The 14,724-nt window shown below is 70.2% G+C and carries 8 protein-coding genes; 7 read left to right on the top strand and 1 reads right to left on the bottom strand.

Annotated features, from left to right (window positions below):
* Window positions 1-101: 101 nt before the first annotated feature.
* Together ACFXC1_RS20090 and ACFXC1_RS20085 are read left to right on the top strand one after the other, a co-directional pair.
* Window positions 102-1,703: a PucR family transcriptional regulator gene (locus ACFXC1_RS20090; RefSeq protein WP_381244448.1), complete on the top strand. Its 1,602-nt coding sequence runs from the start codon at window positions 102-104 to the stop codon at window positions 1,701-1,703.
* A 162-nt stretch (window positions 1,704-1,865) separates the two neighbouring features.
* The gene (locus ACFXC1_RS20085) at window positions 1,866-3,311 is read left to right on the top strand and encodes an aldehyde dehydrogenase family protein (protein ID WP_381244446.1); all 1,446 of its coding nucleotides are present in this window, start codon (window positions 1,866-1,868) and stop codon (window positions 3,309-3,311) included.
* A gap of 123 nt (window positions 3,312-3,434) precedes the next feature.
* Here the strand turns inward: ACFXC1_RS20085 and ACFXC1_RS20080 are convergent, their stop codons facing one another.
* Entirely contained in the window at window positions 3,435-6,284 is a 2,850-nt protein-coding gene (locus ACFXC1_RS20080; protein ID WP_381244444.1) for a glycoside hydrolase family 3 C-terminal domain-containing protein, read from the bottom strand.
* 291 nt (window positions 6,285-6,575) lie between these two features.
* Here ACFXC1_RS20080 and ACFXC1_RS20075 point away from each other — a divergent pair, with 291 nt between their 5' ends.
* From ACFXC1_RS20075 to ACFXC1_RS20055, 5 genes are all read left to right on the top strand, one after another.
* Window positions 6,576-8,267, top strand: a complete 1,692-nt coding sequence (locus ACFXC1_RS20075) for an extracellular solute-binding protein (RefSeq protein WP_381244442.1) — start codon at window positions 6,576-6,578, stop codon at window positions 8,265-8,267.
* Between the two features lie 27 nt (window positions 8,268-8,294).
* Window positions 8,295-9,329 carry an ABC transporter permease gene (locus ACFXC1_RS20070; protein ID WP_381244440.1) on the top strand — a complete coding sequence of 345 codons (1,035 nt, stop codon included), beginning with the start codon at window positions 8,295-8,297 and terminating at the stop codon, window positions 9,327-9,329.
* Window positions 9,326-10,279 carry a carbohydrate ABC transporter permease gene (locus tag ACFXC1_RS20065; protein WP_381244438.1) on the top strand — a complete coding sequence of 318 codons (954 nt, stop codon included), beginning with the start codon at window positions 9,326-9,328 and terminating at the stop codon, window positions 10,277-10,279. Before ACFXC1_RS20070 ends, ACFXC1_RS20065 begins: the two co-directional genes overlap by 4 nt.
* A 104-nt stretch (window positions 10,280-10,383) precedes the next feature.
* Window positions 10,384-12,576 carry a 1,4-beta-glucanase gene (locus ACFXC1_RS20060; protein ID WP_381244437.1) on the top strand — a complete coding sequence of 731 codons (2,193 nt, stop codon included), beginning with the start codon at window positions 10,384-10,386 and terminating at the stop codon, window positions 12,574-12,576.
* Window positions 12,576-14,546, top strand: a complete 1,971-nt coding sequence (locus tag ACFXC1_RS20055) for a beta-galactosidase (protein ID WP_381244435.1) — start codon at window positions 12,576-12,578, stop codon at window positions 14,544-14,546. The genes ACFXC1_RS20060 and ACFXC1_RS20055 overlap by 1 nt, the downstream gene beginning before the upstream one ends.
* Window positions 14,547-14,724 lie beyond the last annotated feature (178 nt).

The raw sequence follows: 14,724 nt of genomic DNA, 5'->3' as shown, positions 1-14,724 counted from the left end.
CGACCATACGGTGAGGCAGAATCGGCACAGGCCGTTCATACGCGGCGGCCAAAAGATCGCCATGATCGCCCGTGCTCGATTTCCTCCCATCTGAAGGCCCCATGCCCCCCACCCTCGCCTCGCTCGTCCACCACTCCGCGCTCAAACTCACCGTGCGCGCCGGCGAGGACCGTCTGGACGTGCCCGTGCGCTGGGCGCATGTCAGCGAGCTGGCCGACCCGGTGCCGTACATGGAGGGCGGGGAACTGCTGCTGATCACCGCGTTGAAGCTGGACGCGGAGGACCCCGAGGCCATGCGGCGGTATGTGAAGCGGCTGGTGGGGGCGGGGGTCGTGGGGCTCGGGTTCGCCGTCGGGGTCAACTACGACGAGATCCCGAAGGCGCTGGTCGACACTGCGGCGGAGGAGGGGCTGCCGCTGCTCGAGGTGCCCCGGCGGACCCCGTTCCTCGCGATCAGCAAGGCCGTCTCTGCCGCCATCGCCGCCGACCAGTACCGGTCCGTGACCGCGGGGTTCGCCGCGCAGCGCGAGCTGACCCGGCAGGCCCTCACCGACGGCCCGGAGGGGCTGCTCGCCGCGCTCGCCTCGCAGGTCGACGGGTGGGCCGCGCTCTACGACACGTCCGGCGCCGTCGTCGCCGCCGCACCGGAGTGGGCCGGCCGCCGGGCCGCCCGGCTCACGGCGGACGTCGAACGGCTGCGGGAGCGCCCCGCGCCCGCCTCATCCGTGGTGGGCCTCCCGGACCACGAGGACCGCGTCGAACTGCACTCCCTCGGCACCGGCCGACGGCCGAAAGCAGCCCTCGCGGTGGGCACCGCCGCCGCGCTCGGGACCGCGGAACGGTACGCCGTCCACTCGGCGATCGCGCTCCTGACCCTCACCACCGAACGCTCACGGTCCCTGCAGGCCGCCGAGCAGCGGATCGGCGCGGCGGTGCTGCGGATGCTGCTCGCAGGACAGCCGGACCACGCGCGGGCGGTCGCAGGGGGCCTGTTCGGAGCGCTCCTCGACGCGCCGTTCCGGGTGATCGTGGGGGAGGGCACCGGCGCGGACCGCGACGCGCTGGGCGGGCTCGCCGAGGTCATGGAGTCGGCGGCGGCCCGCTCCGGGGAGGCCGTGCTCGTCGTACCGGAAGGATCTCAGGAGGCGCAGCGGCTCGTGGTGCTCGCCGTCGACGGGGGCGCGGCCGTCGAGGCCTGCCGCGAGTACGCGGCGGCGCTGGAGGCCGAGCGCGCCTCCTCCGACGGACGGGACGTACGCGAGCAGGCCGAGGACGACGGACCGGTCGTCGGGCTCTCCGCGCCGGCCGGGCCCATCGCCGCCGCTGCCGCCCACAAGCAGGCGGAGCAGGCACTGTCGGTGGCCCGGCGGCGCGGTCGGGTGTTCGTCGAGCACGAGGAGCTGGCCGCCGGGTCGGTGCTGCCGCTGCTCGCCGACGACGCGGTACGGGCGTTCGCGGACGGGTTGCTGCGGCCGCTCTCCGAGCACGACGCGACCGGGCGCGGGGACCTGGTCGCCTCGCTGCGGGCGTGGCTGTCCCGGCACGGCCAGTGGGACGCGGCGGCGGCGGACCTCGGGGTGCACCGGCACACGCTGCGGTACCGGATGCGGCGGGTGGAGGAGATCCTCGGCCGCTCGCTCGACGATCCGGACGTACGGATGGAGCTGTGGCTGGCGTTGAAGGCGACGGCCGCGGCGGAGTGACGGCCTCTGCGGAGTGACGGCCGCGGCGGTGGGGCAGGCCCTGCCGAACTGTACTGTTCCCGTCCGGTACCACTACGACTCGGCTAAACGCACCGCGGCCTCCCCGCACCTACGGTTGACCGAGAAGCCCCAAGACCACCCCCAACGCGGAAGGGCCGGGACATGACTTCCACCCACGCCTTCTGGCTCGCCGGCCGTCAGGCCAACGGCGAGGACACCTTCGACGTCACCTCCCCGTGGGACGGACGCCTCGTCGGCAAGGTCAGCGTGCCGACCGACGCCCAGGTCGAGGAGGCGGTGGCCGCCGCGTACGCCGTACGGGACGAGTTCGCCGCGACCCCCGCCCACGTCCGCGCCGCCGCCCTCGACCACGTCAGCCGGCGGCTCGCCGAGCGCACCGAGGAGATCGCGCAGCTGATCTCCGCCGAGAACGGCAAGCCGATCAAGTGGGCGCGCGGTGAGGTCGGCAGGGCCGTGTCCGTGTTCCGGTTCGCGGCCGAGGAGGCCCGGCGCTTCAACGGCGGCGAGGCCCAGCGCCTCGACACCGACGCCGGCGGCCAGGGCCGGCTCGCCCTCACCCGGCGCTTCCCGAAGGGCGTCGTCCTCGGCATCGCGCCCTTCAACTTCCCGCTGAACCTCTGCGCCCACAAGATCGCCCCCGCGATCGCGGCCGGCGTGCCGATCATCCTCAAGCCGGCCCCGGCCACCCCGCTCTCCGGCCTGATCATCGGCGACCTGCTCGCCGAGTCCGAACTGCCCGCCGGCTCGTGGAGCATCCTGCCGGTCGCCAACGACCACATGCCCGCCCTCGTCCAGGACGAGCGGCTGCCGGTGATCTCCTTCACCGGTTCGGAGAAGGTCGGCTACGCGATCATGGACTCGGTGCCGCGCAAGCACTGCACCCTGGAACTGGGCGGCAACGGCGCGGCCGTGGTCCTCGGGGACTACTCCTCCGACGCCGACCTCGACTGGGCCGCGACCCGCATCGCCACCTTCTCCAACTACCAGGGCGGCCAGTCCTGCATCTCCGTCCAGCGGGTCATCGCCGACGCGGCCGTCTACGACCGCCTCCTCCCGCGCATCGTCGCCGCCGTCGAGGCCCAGGTCACCGGTGACCCGTCCGACGCCAAGACCGACGTCGGCCCGCTCGTCAGCGAGGCCGCCGCGCAGCGCGTCGAGTCCTGGGTCCAGGAGGCCGTCGACGCCGGCGCCACCCTCCTCACCGGCGGCAAGCGCGACGGCGCCTCGTACGCGCCGACCGTGCTCACGGACGTACCGGCCGACGTCACGATCTCCTGCGAGGAGGTCTTCGGACCGGTGCTCACCGTGACGAAGGTGGACGGTGAGGCCGCCGCCTTCGCCGCCGCCAACGACTCCAAGTACGGCCTCCAGGCAGGGGTGTTCACCCATGACGTGCAGGTCGCCTTCCGCGCCCACCGCGCACTCGAGGTCGGCGGTGTCGTGATCGGCGACGTCCCGTCGTACCGCGCCGACCAGATGCCCTACGGCGGCGCCAAGCAGTCCGGTGTCGGCCGCGAGGGCGTGAAGTTCGCGATGGACGACTACACCTACGAGCGGGTGCTGGTGCTCACGGGGCTCGCGCTCTGACCGTTCTCTCACCGAGCCGTACTAGCTAATGGGAACCATTTTCAGATAGTCTCCCCGAAGGGGCCCGGCGCCGATGCCTTCCGGTGCCGGGCCTCTTCTTCGTGTCGGCCTGCTTCCGGACCCTCAGCCGGAGAAGCCGACGTGCGCGAGCCGCAACGGGCCGCGCAGCCCGATGTGCACGTCGTGCACGCCCTCGGCGACGATCCCGGCGCCGAGAGTGGTGTAGTCGTAGGGGCCCGACGTCGGTGCGGGCAGGGCGAGTCGGGCCAGTGTCAGGCCGCCGTCGAGGGACAGTTCCACGACCCCCTCGCCGCCCGCCACCTCCACGGTCACCTCCGTGACCCCGGCGCCGAAGTCGCAGTGCCGGTACGTCAGTTCGGCCGTGCCGCCGCCCACCGGGGTCACCGCGTCGCCCGCCGTCTTCGTCCGGTCGACGATCTCGCCGCCCGACTGCTCGTCGAAGTCGGCCGCGGGCAGGCCCCGTTGGAGGAGATCCCGGGGTGCGGTGGGCTCACCGGTGAGCGTCACCGTCGTCCGCAGGCGGATGTCCTCGCTGGAGGCGCCGACGAGGAGGTCGTAGCCGCCCGGTTCCAGGCGGTGGCCACCCCGGGCCACGTCCCAGAACTCGAAGGCGGACAGCGGGACTTCGAAGGAGAGGTCCGCCGTCTCGCCGGGGGCAAGGGGTACGCGGCGGTGCGCGGCCAGTTCACTGAGCGGGCGGGGGACCGACGGGTTCACCGCGCTGATGTACAGCTGCGCGACCTCGTCGGCCGTCACGTCCCCGGTATTGGTGACCGTGAACTCCACGTGCACCGCCCCGAGTTCGACCCGTGCACTCAGGTCGCCGTACGAGAAGGACGCGTACGACAGGCCGTGGCCGAACGGGAACAGCGGGGTGCCCTCGAAGTAGAGATACGTCTGACGGCTGCCGATCACGTCGTAGTCGAGGAGGTCGGGCAGGTCGCTGTCGGCCGCGTACCAGGTCTGGGGGAGGCGGCCGGCGGGGGACACGTCACCGGCGAGGACGCGGGCGAGGGCGGTGCCCGCCGCCTGGCCGCCGTGGGCGGTCCACAGGATCGCGGGCAGGCCGGGGAGGTCGGAGGGGTCCACCGTGTACGGGTACGCGGAGACCAGGGCCAGGACCGTGCGCGGGTTCGCGACGCGGGCCGCGCGCAGCAAGCGCTGCTGCTGGGGCGGGAGTTGGAGCGTCGTACGGTCCTCGGTCTCGCGGCCGTTGATGTGCGGGTCGTTGCCCGCGACGACGAGCACCACGTCCGCCGCCTCCGCGACCCGGGCCACCGTGTCCTCGCCGCGCTCCACGATTAGCAACTCGAAAACCTCCGCACCTTCCCCGGCAACCTTCACGCCGTCGGCGGCGACAGAGACGTGGCGACCCGTACCGATGTGCAGCAGGAGGTGACCGTTCTCGTGGGGTTCCAGGCGGAATGTCTCCTGGACGACCCAGCCGCCGGGCTGGTCGGCGGAGGCGCGGACGTAACCGTCCTCGGCGACCGAGAGATAACGGCCGTCGGAGGCGCGGAGGGTGAGGACGCCCTCGCCCCAGTCGACGAGCGCGAGTTCGGTGCCGGTGGCGTCGGTCGTGAGCGGCGGGAGGTCGGTGCGGCCCGCGAGGAGCGCGGGGTCCAACGCGCCCTCGGCGCCGCGCACTTCGTCGGAAACGTCCGCCAACGGAACGTGCAGATACGCGCCTTGGGAGGTCTTCAGCCGGACCCGGTCCACGCCCTCCGCGAACTCGACGCGCTCGGCGCCGAACCGCTCGTACAGGCCCTCCAGCGGAGTGGAGCGGTGGATCAACGTGCCGCTGTACCAGTCGAGTTTGCACTCGTCCGCGAGCAGGCCGACCACGGCGAGGCGCGTGTCGTGGGCGAGGGGCAGCAGGTCGCCGTCGTTCTTGAGGAGGACGACCGCCTGTTCGGCGGCCTCCTGGGCGAGGGCCCGGTGCGCCGCGGTGTCGAAGTCCTCGGTGCCGGTGTGCGGATCGTGCGCCGGGTCGAACTCGCCGAGCCGGAACCGGACCGAGAGCTGTCGGCGTACTGCCGCGTCGATGTCGGCCTCGGTCAACAGGCCCTGTTCCAGGGCGCCTTGGAGCCGGGCGACGATCGTCGAGCTGTCCGTGCCGTGGTCGGTGAAGCTGTCCACGCCGGCGAGCAGCGAGGCCGCCGTCGCCTCCTCGTGGGTGTCGAAGTAGTGCTCGGAGTCCACCAGGTTGGAGGGCGCGCCCGCGTCCGAGCAGACGAGGAGGTCCTCGTCGGTCCAAGTGCGGAGGTGCTCGCGGAGATACGGCGAGACGTGGTTGGGGCGGCCGTTGACCAGGTTGTACGCGGGCATCACCCCGGCCACCGCGCCCGCCTCGACCGTCTCGCGGAACGCGCGCAGGTCGTACTCGTGCAGCACGCGCGGGCGGACGGAGGACGAGGTGACGTCGCGGCCCGTCTCGTTGTTGTGGGCCAGCCAGTGCTTGAGGACGGGGGCCGTGCGCCAGTACGTCGGGTGGTCGCCGCGCAGGCCGCGCGTGTACGCGGTGGCGATCGCCGAGGTCAGCCCCGGGTCCTCCGAGTAGCCCTCCTCGTTACGGCCCCACAGCGGGTGGCGCAGCAGGTTCACTGTCGGCGCCCACACGTTGAGGCCTACGCGGTCGTCGCGGGCGCGCATCGCGCGGACCTCCTTGGACACCGCGTCGCCGACCCGTCGTACGAGCTCCTCGTTCCAGGTCGCGCCCAGGCCCACCGCCTGCGGGAAGACCGTCGCCGGGCCCATCCAGGCCACCCCGTGCAGGGCCTCCTGGCCGGTGCGGAACGCGGCGACGCCCAGGCGCTCCACGGCGGGCGCGTACTGGTGCAGAAATCCGATCTTCTCGTCGAGGGTGAGCCGTGCCAGCAGATCGTCGATGCGCTTCGCGAACGGCAGCTGCGGGTCGCGGAATGGCGGCGTAGGCGGCGTTTGTGCGGTCACGTGGGGTTCCCCTTGCGATGGAGCGGCGCGGCTCTTTCGAAGCGCTTCGATGCTGATTCGATGCGGAGCGGGTGTCAAGAGACCTTCACCGTTATTTCAAGCAGCGCATACGGACAGGTCACCCCGCACACCTCGGAGGAATCTTGGAAGCGACCCTTGTGCACCCATGGGTGTTCACTTAACCTCGCAGCAACATCGAAGCGCTTCGACTAAGTGCTCTGTTCCACTCAAGACACCGCAGCCGACGGCTCCACCGCCGGGTGTCCTGGTGCGCCATGAAGGGTTGACGCAATGACGCCGAACGCCTCCGCCGCCTCCGCTCCCAGCCGGAGAAGCTTCCTCGCCTCCACGGCGGTCGTCGCCGCAGCGGTGGCGGGAGGGGTACCGCTGCTCTCCGCCTGCGGCGCCTCGGACAGCGGTTCGGGCGGGGGCAGTTCGGAGGGCAAGGGCGTCAAGAAGCTGCTGCCGGCGTTCGTGGCCGGCAACGTGGTGACCCCGGACCTTCCCTCCAAGAACGGCTCCGCGATCGGCTTCACCAGCAAGCTGGACCTGGCCACACTGAAGACGTCGGTTCCGAAGAAGCTCGGCAAGGGCGGCAAGGTCTCCGTCATGTCGCCGTTCTGGGGCTCCCCGCCGAAGAGCGACAACGCCTACTACAAGGCGATGAACGCCCTGATCGGCGTCGACGTGGCCTGGCAGAACCAGGACGGCAACACCTACGACCAGAAGCTCGGCGCGGTGCTCGCCTCCAGCGACATCCCCGATGTCGTGGTCATCCCGGGCTGGAACATGGGCGGCAAGATACCCAGCGCGATCATCGGCAAGTTCGCCGACCTCGGCCCCTACCTCTCCGGGGACAAGGTCAAGGACTACCCGAACCTCGCCGCGATACCGTCCGACGCCTGGCAGCGCTGCGTCTTCGGCGGCAAGCTGCGCGGACTGCCCATGCCGTCCTCGTACGTGCCCAACATCGTGCCGCTCTACCGCAAGGACATCTTCGACAAGGAGGGGTACCAAGTCCCCACCTCTGCCGACGAGTTCATGGCCCTGGCCAAGGAGATCACCAACGCCAAGGCCAAGCGCTGGGCCTGCATGGACATGAAGTGGACGGCCTTCAACGCCTGGGGTGTGCTCTCCGGCAGTGAGAAGTCGCTGGGCTGGAACCTCGTCGACGGCAAGCTGATCAACCGGATCGAGACCCAGGAATACCTCGAAGCACTGGAGTGGACGCGCAAGCTGTTCGCCGCCGGGTACGTCCACCCCGACGCCAAGCTCGGCAAGAGCCAGGCCACCGACCCCGGGCCCAAGTTCGCCGCCGGCGAGTTCCTCATCTACAACCAGGACATCTCGCAGTGGTGGAGCCGCACCGCCGAACAGGCCACCCAGAACCCGGACTACAAGATCTGGGGCATGGACATCTTCGGCCACGACGGCGGCGACCCGACCCTGTGGGCCGGCGAACCGGCCGGCATCTTCGCCTTCATCAGCAAGAAGGCCTCCGAGTCCGTCGTCCGTGACGCGCTGGCCGTCGCCAACGTCACCGCCGCGCCGTACGGCACCAAGGAGTACATGCTCACCAACTACGGCGTGGAGGGCACCCACTACACCGTCAAGAACGGTGTGCCCACCAAGACCGACCAGGGCAACAACGAGGTCATCAACGCCTACGTCATGGTCGCCAGCCCGGCCGCGACGATCGCCCACCCCGACTTCCCCGACGTCGCCAAGGCGCAGGTCGAGTGGCAGCAGCGGATGGGCGCCTTCACGAAGAAGTCCACGTTCTACGGCCAGCAGATCACCGAACCGAGCCGCTACACCAACCTCTCCAACGACTTCGAGCAGTTGGAGGACGACATCACCCGCGGCCGCAAGAAGATCAGCGACATGCAGCAGGCCGTGTCGGACTGGAAGAGCAAGGGCGGCGACCAACTCCGCGCCTGGTACCAGAAGTTGCTCGACGACAACGGCACCGCGACGAGCTGACCGGGTACCGAGGCAAGGAGAACGGCCGTGTCCCACAGCACGGTGCCTCGGAGCAGGACCGAGGCCGACACGACGGACAAGTCCCCGGTGGCGTCCGGCGGCGCCACCGGACCCCGACGCAACCGCCCAAAGACAAAGGTGAGTTGGCGGATCAGGTTCAGACGCGACCGCGTCCTGCTCCTGATGACCCTGCCGGCCGTCCTGCTCATCCTCGTCTTCAACTACCTGCCGATCCTGGGCAACATCGTCGCCTTCGAGGACTACGACCCCTACGCCAGCGACAACGGCATCGTCTCGATGCTGCACAGTCCGTGGGTCGGCCTGGAGAACTTCCAGCAGATCTTCGCGGACTCCGCCTTCTGGAGCGCCGTACAGAACACGCTCGTCCTGTTCTTCCTCCAGCTGATCCTGTTCTTCCCGATCCCGATCCTGCTCGCGCTGCTCATCAACAGCGTGGTCAGGCCCCGGGTCCGGGCGCTCTCCCAGGCGATCCTGTACCTCCCGCACTTCTTCTCCTGGGTGCTGGTCATCGCCGTCTTCCAGCAACTCCTGGGCGGGGCCGGGCTGTTCTCGCAGCTCCTGAGGCAGCACGGCTTCGACGGCCTCGACGTGATGACCGACCCGAACACGTTCAAGTTCCTGGTCACCGCGCAGAGCGTGTGGAAGGACGCGGGCTGGGGGATCATCGTCTTCCTCGCCGCGCTCTCCTCCGTCAGCCCCGACCTCTACGAGGCCGCCGCGATGGACGGCGCCGGCCGCTGGCGCCGCATGTGGCACGTCACGCTGCCCGCGCTCCGGCCGGTGATCGCGCTGCTGCTGGTCCTGCGCGTGGGCGATGCGCTGACCGTCGGCTTCGAACAGATCCTGCTCCAACGCGACGCCGTGGGACCCGGAGCGGCCGAGGTCCTCGACACCTTCGTCTGGTGGAACGGCGTCCGCAACCAGGACTTCGGCTACGCCGCCGCGGCCGGACTCGTCAAGGGCGTGATCAGCCTCGGCCTGGTCCTCGCCGCGAACAAAGTGGCCCACCTCATGGGCGAGCAGGGGGTGTACAAGAAGTGACCGCCGTCATCGACAAGCCCGTCGAGCCAGTCAAGTCCGTACGACAGCCCGGCCGTTGGGCCGCACCGCCCCGGCCGACCTGGGAGGAGGAACCCAGCAGGGCCGGTCTCGCCGGCAAGGGACTGGTCCTCACCCTCGCCTGCCTCGGCATCCTCTTCCCGCTCTGGATCGTCCTCGTCACCAGCCTCTCCTCGCGCAAGACCATCGACCAGGCGGGCGGCCTGGTCATGGTGCCCAAGGGCATCACCGTCGTCGCCTACAAGGAACTCCTCAGCGGCGGCCAGGTCACCCGCGCGGCGGTCATCAGCGTCCTCATCACCGTCGTCGGCACGGCGTTCTCGATGACGGTCTCCGTGCTGTGCGCCTACGGCCTCTCGCGTATCGGCTCGCTCGGGCACCGGTGGATCCTGATGCTGCTGCTCGCCACGATGTTCTTCAGCGCCGGACTCATTCCGACGTATCTGCTGGTTCAGTCGCTCGGCCTGACTGACAGTTATCTCGCGCTGATCTTGCCTAGTGCGCTCAGTGTTTTCAACATCCTTGTGCTGCGCGGGTTCTTCATGGGGATCTCGCAGGAACTCGTCGACAGCGCGCGGATCGACGGTGCCGGTGACTTTCGGATTCTCTGGCAGATCGTGATGCCGCTGTCCCGTGCGGTGCTGGCCGTTATCACGCTGTTCTATGCCGTGGGCTATTGGAGCGCTTGGTTCAACGCGTCCCTGTATCTCAACGACCAGGACATGATGCCGTTGCAGAACGTCATGATCCAGCTGGTGCAGAAGCAGGAGGCGCCGGTGGGGTTGGGGCAGGCGATCAAGACGGGTGAACTGTCCGGGCTGGCTGTGCAGATGGCCGTCATGGTGATGGCTTTGTTGCCGGTGGCTGTGCTTTCGCCGTTTGTGCAGCGGCATTTCAAGAAGGGGATGTTGACCGGGGCCGTCAAGGGCTGAATCGGTTGTGTTTTGGCTGCGGGTGTGTGGGGGCTGGTCGCGCAGTTCCCCGCGCCCCTGAAAAGCAAGTCTCCTCACCCCATCTCATACAGCGAGGTATGTGCATGCTTGCGTCCCGACTGAGCCGCCGGGCCGTTCTTGCCGGGACTGCGGCTGCCGCTGCGCTCACCACCGTGCCGCTCCTCACGACGAGGGCACAGGCAGCGGAAACCCCAACCTACCGTTGGCGCAACGCCGTCATCGGTGGCACCGGATTCGTCACCGGTGTCCTCTTCCACCCCTCCGTCCGCGGTCTCGCCTACGCCCGTACCGACATCGGCGGTGCCTACCGCTGGGACGACCGTTCCGCCCGCTGGACCCCCCTCACCGATCAAATCGGCTGGGACGACTGGAATCTCCTCGGGGTGGAGGCCCTCGCGGTCGACCTGGCGCATCCGGACCGGTTGTACCTCGCCGTCGGCACCTATGCCCAGTCCTGGGCGGGCAACGGCGCGATCCTGAGCTCCGAGGACCGGGGCACCACCTGGACCCGTACCGATCTCGCCGTGAAGCTCGGTGGCAACGAGGACGGGCGCGGGGCGGGGGAGCGGCTGCTCGTCGACCCGCGTGACAGTGACACCCTGTGGCTCGGCACCCGGCACGACGGGCTGCTCAAGTCGACCGACCGGGGCGCCACTTGGGCAGCCGTCGGCGGCTTCCCGGCGGCCCCGAGCGCGAGCGGCCAGGGCGTCACCTTCCTCGTCGCCGCCGGCCGCGCCGTTTACGCCGGGTGGGGTGACGGCGACGGGAGCGCGACCGCCGTCAACCTCTACCGCACCACCGACGGCAGCACGTGGGAGGCCGTCCCCGGGCAGCCCACCGGTACCTCCGCCAAGGTCCCGATCCGTGCTGCCTACGACCGTCACGCGTGCGAGCTCTATGTGACGTACGCCGACGCACCCGGGCCCAACGGGCAGTCCGCCGGCAGCGTGCACAGGCTCGCGCCCGCCACCGGGCGCTGGGCGGACGTCACCCCCGTCCAGCCCGGCGGCAGCGACACCTTCGGCTATGGCGGGGTCGCCGTCGACGCCCGTCGCGCGGGGACCGTCGTCGTCTCCACCAACAACCGCTGGGCGGCCGTGGACACCCTGTACCGGACCACCGACGGTGGCCTCACCTGGACGTCCCTCAAGGACTCCGCTGTCTTCGACGTGTCCGAGACTCCTTTCCTCAAGTGGGGTGTGGACCAGCCGAAGTTCGGCTGGTGGATCCAGGCCGTCGCCGTCGACCCGTACGACTCGAAGCACGTCGTCTACGGCACCGGCGCCACGCTCTACGGCACGCGTGACCTCATGCACTGGGCACCGCAGATCCGTGGCCTGGAGGAGACGTCCGTGATCCAGCTGATCTCGCCCCCGGTCGGGGAGGCGCACCTGATCAGCGCCTCGCGGGACATCGGCGTGATGTACCACGAGCGGCTCACGGCGTCTCCGTCGCGCGGCATGGCGACGAACCCCGTGTTCGGGTCGGCGACGGGAATCGCGCAGGCCGCGGGCAGGCCGGCGTATGTCGTCCGCACGGGCTGGGGCGACAACGGCAACGGTGCCTACTCGGGCGACGGCGGCCGGACCTGGGCGCCCTTCGCTGCCCAGCCCTCCATCGCCCATGACGCACCGGGGCCGATCGCCGCCGGCGCCGACGGCGGTACGCTGCTGTGGTCCTTCGTGCACTGGGACGGCACGAAGTACGCGGCTCGCCGCTCGGCGGACAACGGCGCGACCTGGACCGAGATCTCCTCCTTCCCGAAGGGCGCCACGCCGGTCGCCGACCCGGCCGACCCGACGCTCTTCTACGCATACGACACCGACACAGGAACGCTATACGCCAGCACTGACAGTGGCCTTTCGTTCACTGCGCGTGCGGGTGGGCTGCCCGCCGGGGACAGTCAGTTCCAGCTGGTCGCGGCGCCCGACAGGTCAGGTGACCTGTGGCTGAGCGTCAAGTGGAACGGGCTCTACCGGTCCGTCGACGGCGGCGCGAGCTTCAGCAAGGTCGCCAGCTGCTGGGCCTCCTACACCCTCGGGTTCGGCAGGCCCGCCCCCGGCGCCGACTACCCGGCGATCTATCAGGTCGGCTCGACCGAGACCATCACCGCCGTCTACCGCTCCGACGACGAGGCGAAGACCTGGGTGCGGATCAACGACGACCGGCATCAGTGGGGTTGGACCGGGCAGTGCATCACCGGTGACCCGCGCGTGTACGGCCGTGTCTACCTCGCCACCAACGGGCGCGGCATCCAGTTCGGGGAGCAGATCTGATGCCTCGGCTCGGTGATGCCACCCGCGGTCGCGTCCTCTTCGGCGGCGACTACAACCCCGAACAGTGGCCCGAGGAGACCTGGCACGAGGACGTCCGGCTGATGAAGGACGCCGGCGTCAACTCCGTCACCCTCGGCGTCTTCTCCTGGGCCAAGCTCGAACCCGAGCCGGGGGCAAGGGAGTTCGGCTGGCTGGACCGGCTGATGGATCTGATGCACGGCAGCGGGATCGGCGTCGTCCTCGCCACGCCCACCTCCTCCCCGCCGCCGTGGCTAGGCCGCCTCCACCCGGAGACCCTGCCCCGCGACGCCGACGGCCGGATCGAGTGGTGGGGCGGACGCCAGCACTTCTCGCACTCCAGCGCCGTCTACCGCCGGCACGCCGCCGCCATCACCGAGGCCCTGGCCGCCCGTTACGCCGACCACCCCGCCCTCAAGATGTGGCACATCAACAACGAGTACTGCACCTTCGACTACGGCGACGAGGCCGCCGTCGCCTTCCGCCGCTGGCTGCGCGCGAGGTACGGGACGCTCGACGCCCTCAACTCGGCCTGGGGCACGGCGTTCTGGAGCCAGGGCTACGACACCTGGGACGGCGTCCTGCCGCCGCGCCACGCCCACTACCTCAACAACCCCACCCACGTGCTCGACTTCCGGCGCTTCACCTCCGACATGCTCCTGGAGTGCTACACCGCCGAGCGCGACATCGTCCGCCGGCACACCCCGCACATCCCCGTCACCACCAACTTCATGCCGCTGTGGGTGGGGCAGGACGGCTGGCGCTGGTCCGAGGAGGAGGACGTCGTCTCGGTCGACCTGTACCCCGACCCGCGCGATCCTCTCGGCGCCCAAAGTGCCGCCCTCGTGCAGGACTTGACCCGCTCACAGGCACGCGGTCCGTGGATGCTCATGGAGCAGGCGGCCGGACCGGTCAACTGGCGCGGGGTGAACCACCCGAAGCCGCGCGGCCTCAACCGCCTCTGGTCCCTCCAGGCCGTGGCCCGGGGCGCCGACGCCGTCTGCTACTTCCAGTGGCGCCAATCCCGGCAGGGCGCCGAGAAGTTCCACTCCGGAATGCTCAGCCACGCGGGAGAACGGGGCCGCACCTTCCAGGAGGTCAAGCAGCTTGGCGCCGAACTCGCGCGCATAGGCGGTGAGGTGACAGGCAGTCACATCACGTCCCGTATCGCGATCCTGCACGACTGGCACGCCTGGTGGGCCGGCGCCCAGGACGGCCGCCTCTCCACCGAGGTCGACCACCCCGAGGTCGTCCGCGCCTGGCACCGCGCCCTGTGGGAGTCCCACCTCACCACCGACTTCGCCCACCCCGAACACGACCTGTCCGCCTACGAGTTGGTCGTCGTACCGCAGCTGTACCTCCTCACCGACACCGCGATCGACAACCTCCTCGCGTACGTCCGCGGCGGCGGCACCCTCGTCTGCGGCTTCCTCACCGGGATCGCCGACGAGGACGACCGCGTCCGCCCCGGCGGCATGGACGGCCGCCTCCGCGACCTCTTCGGCATCCGCACCCTGCACGAGTGGTGGCCGCTGGACCCGGGTGAGACCGTCGAATGCGAGGGCTTCCGCGGCACGCTCTGGTCGGAGGAGATCGAGCCCGGGGACGGCGCCGCCGACGAGGCGATCCCTTACAAGGGCGGGGAGTTGGATGGCCTGCCCGCCGTGCTGCGCAAGGGCCGCGCCTGGTACGTCTCCACCCTCCCCGAGCCGTACGCACTCCGCGCCCTCCTCGCCCGCGTCGCCGCCGAGGCGGGGATCCGCCCGGTGCTCGAAGGGCTGCCGGCGGGCATCGAGGCCGTACGCCGCGGCGAGCTGTTGTTCCTCCTCAACCACGGACGCGAACCGGTGACCGTCGAAGTCCCAGGCAGATACGACGACTTGCTCACGGGCACGTCCGTCGAGGACGAACTCACCCTCGGCCGCTACGGCGTCGCGGTGCTACGGCCATGACGGGCGGAACGGAGTCCGGTGGAGCCGGGCGCGAGGCGCGCGGGGGCGGTGGAGCCGTGCCTGATGCACGTGGGTCTGGAGGGGCTGTGTCCGAGGCACGCGGATCAGGCGGAGCCGTGCCCAAGGCGCGCGGGGGCGGTGGAGCCGTGCCTGACGCACGCGCGTCTGGAGGGGTTGT

Source organism: Streptomyces hokutonensis (genome assembly GCF_042751305.1).
In the GTDB taxonomy this organism is placed as follows: domain Bacteria; phylum Actinomycetota; class Actinomycetes; order Streptomycetales; family Streptomycetaceae; genus Streptomyces; species Streptomyces hokutonensis_A.
Note: the sequence above shows the minus strand (reverse complement) of the source record. Positions and strands in the feature narration are given on the sequence as shown.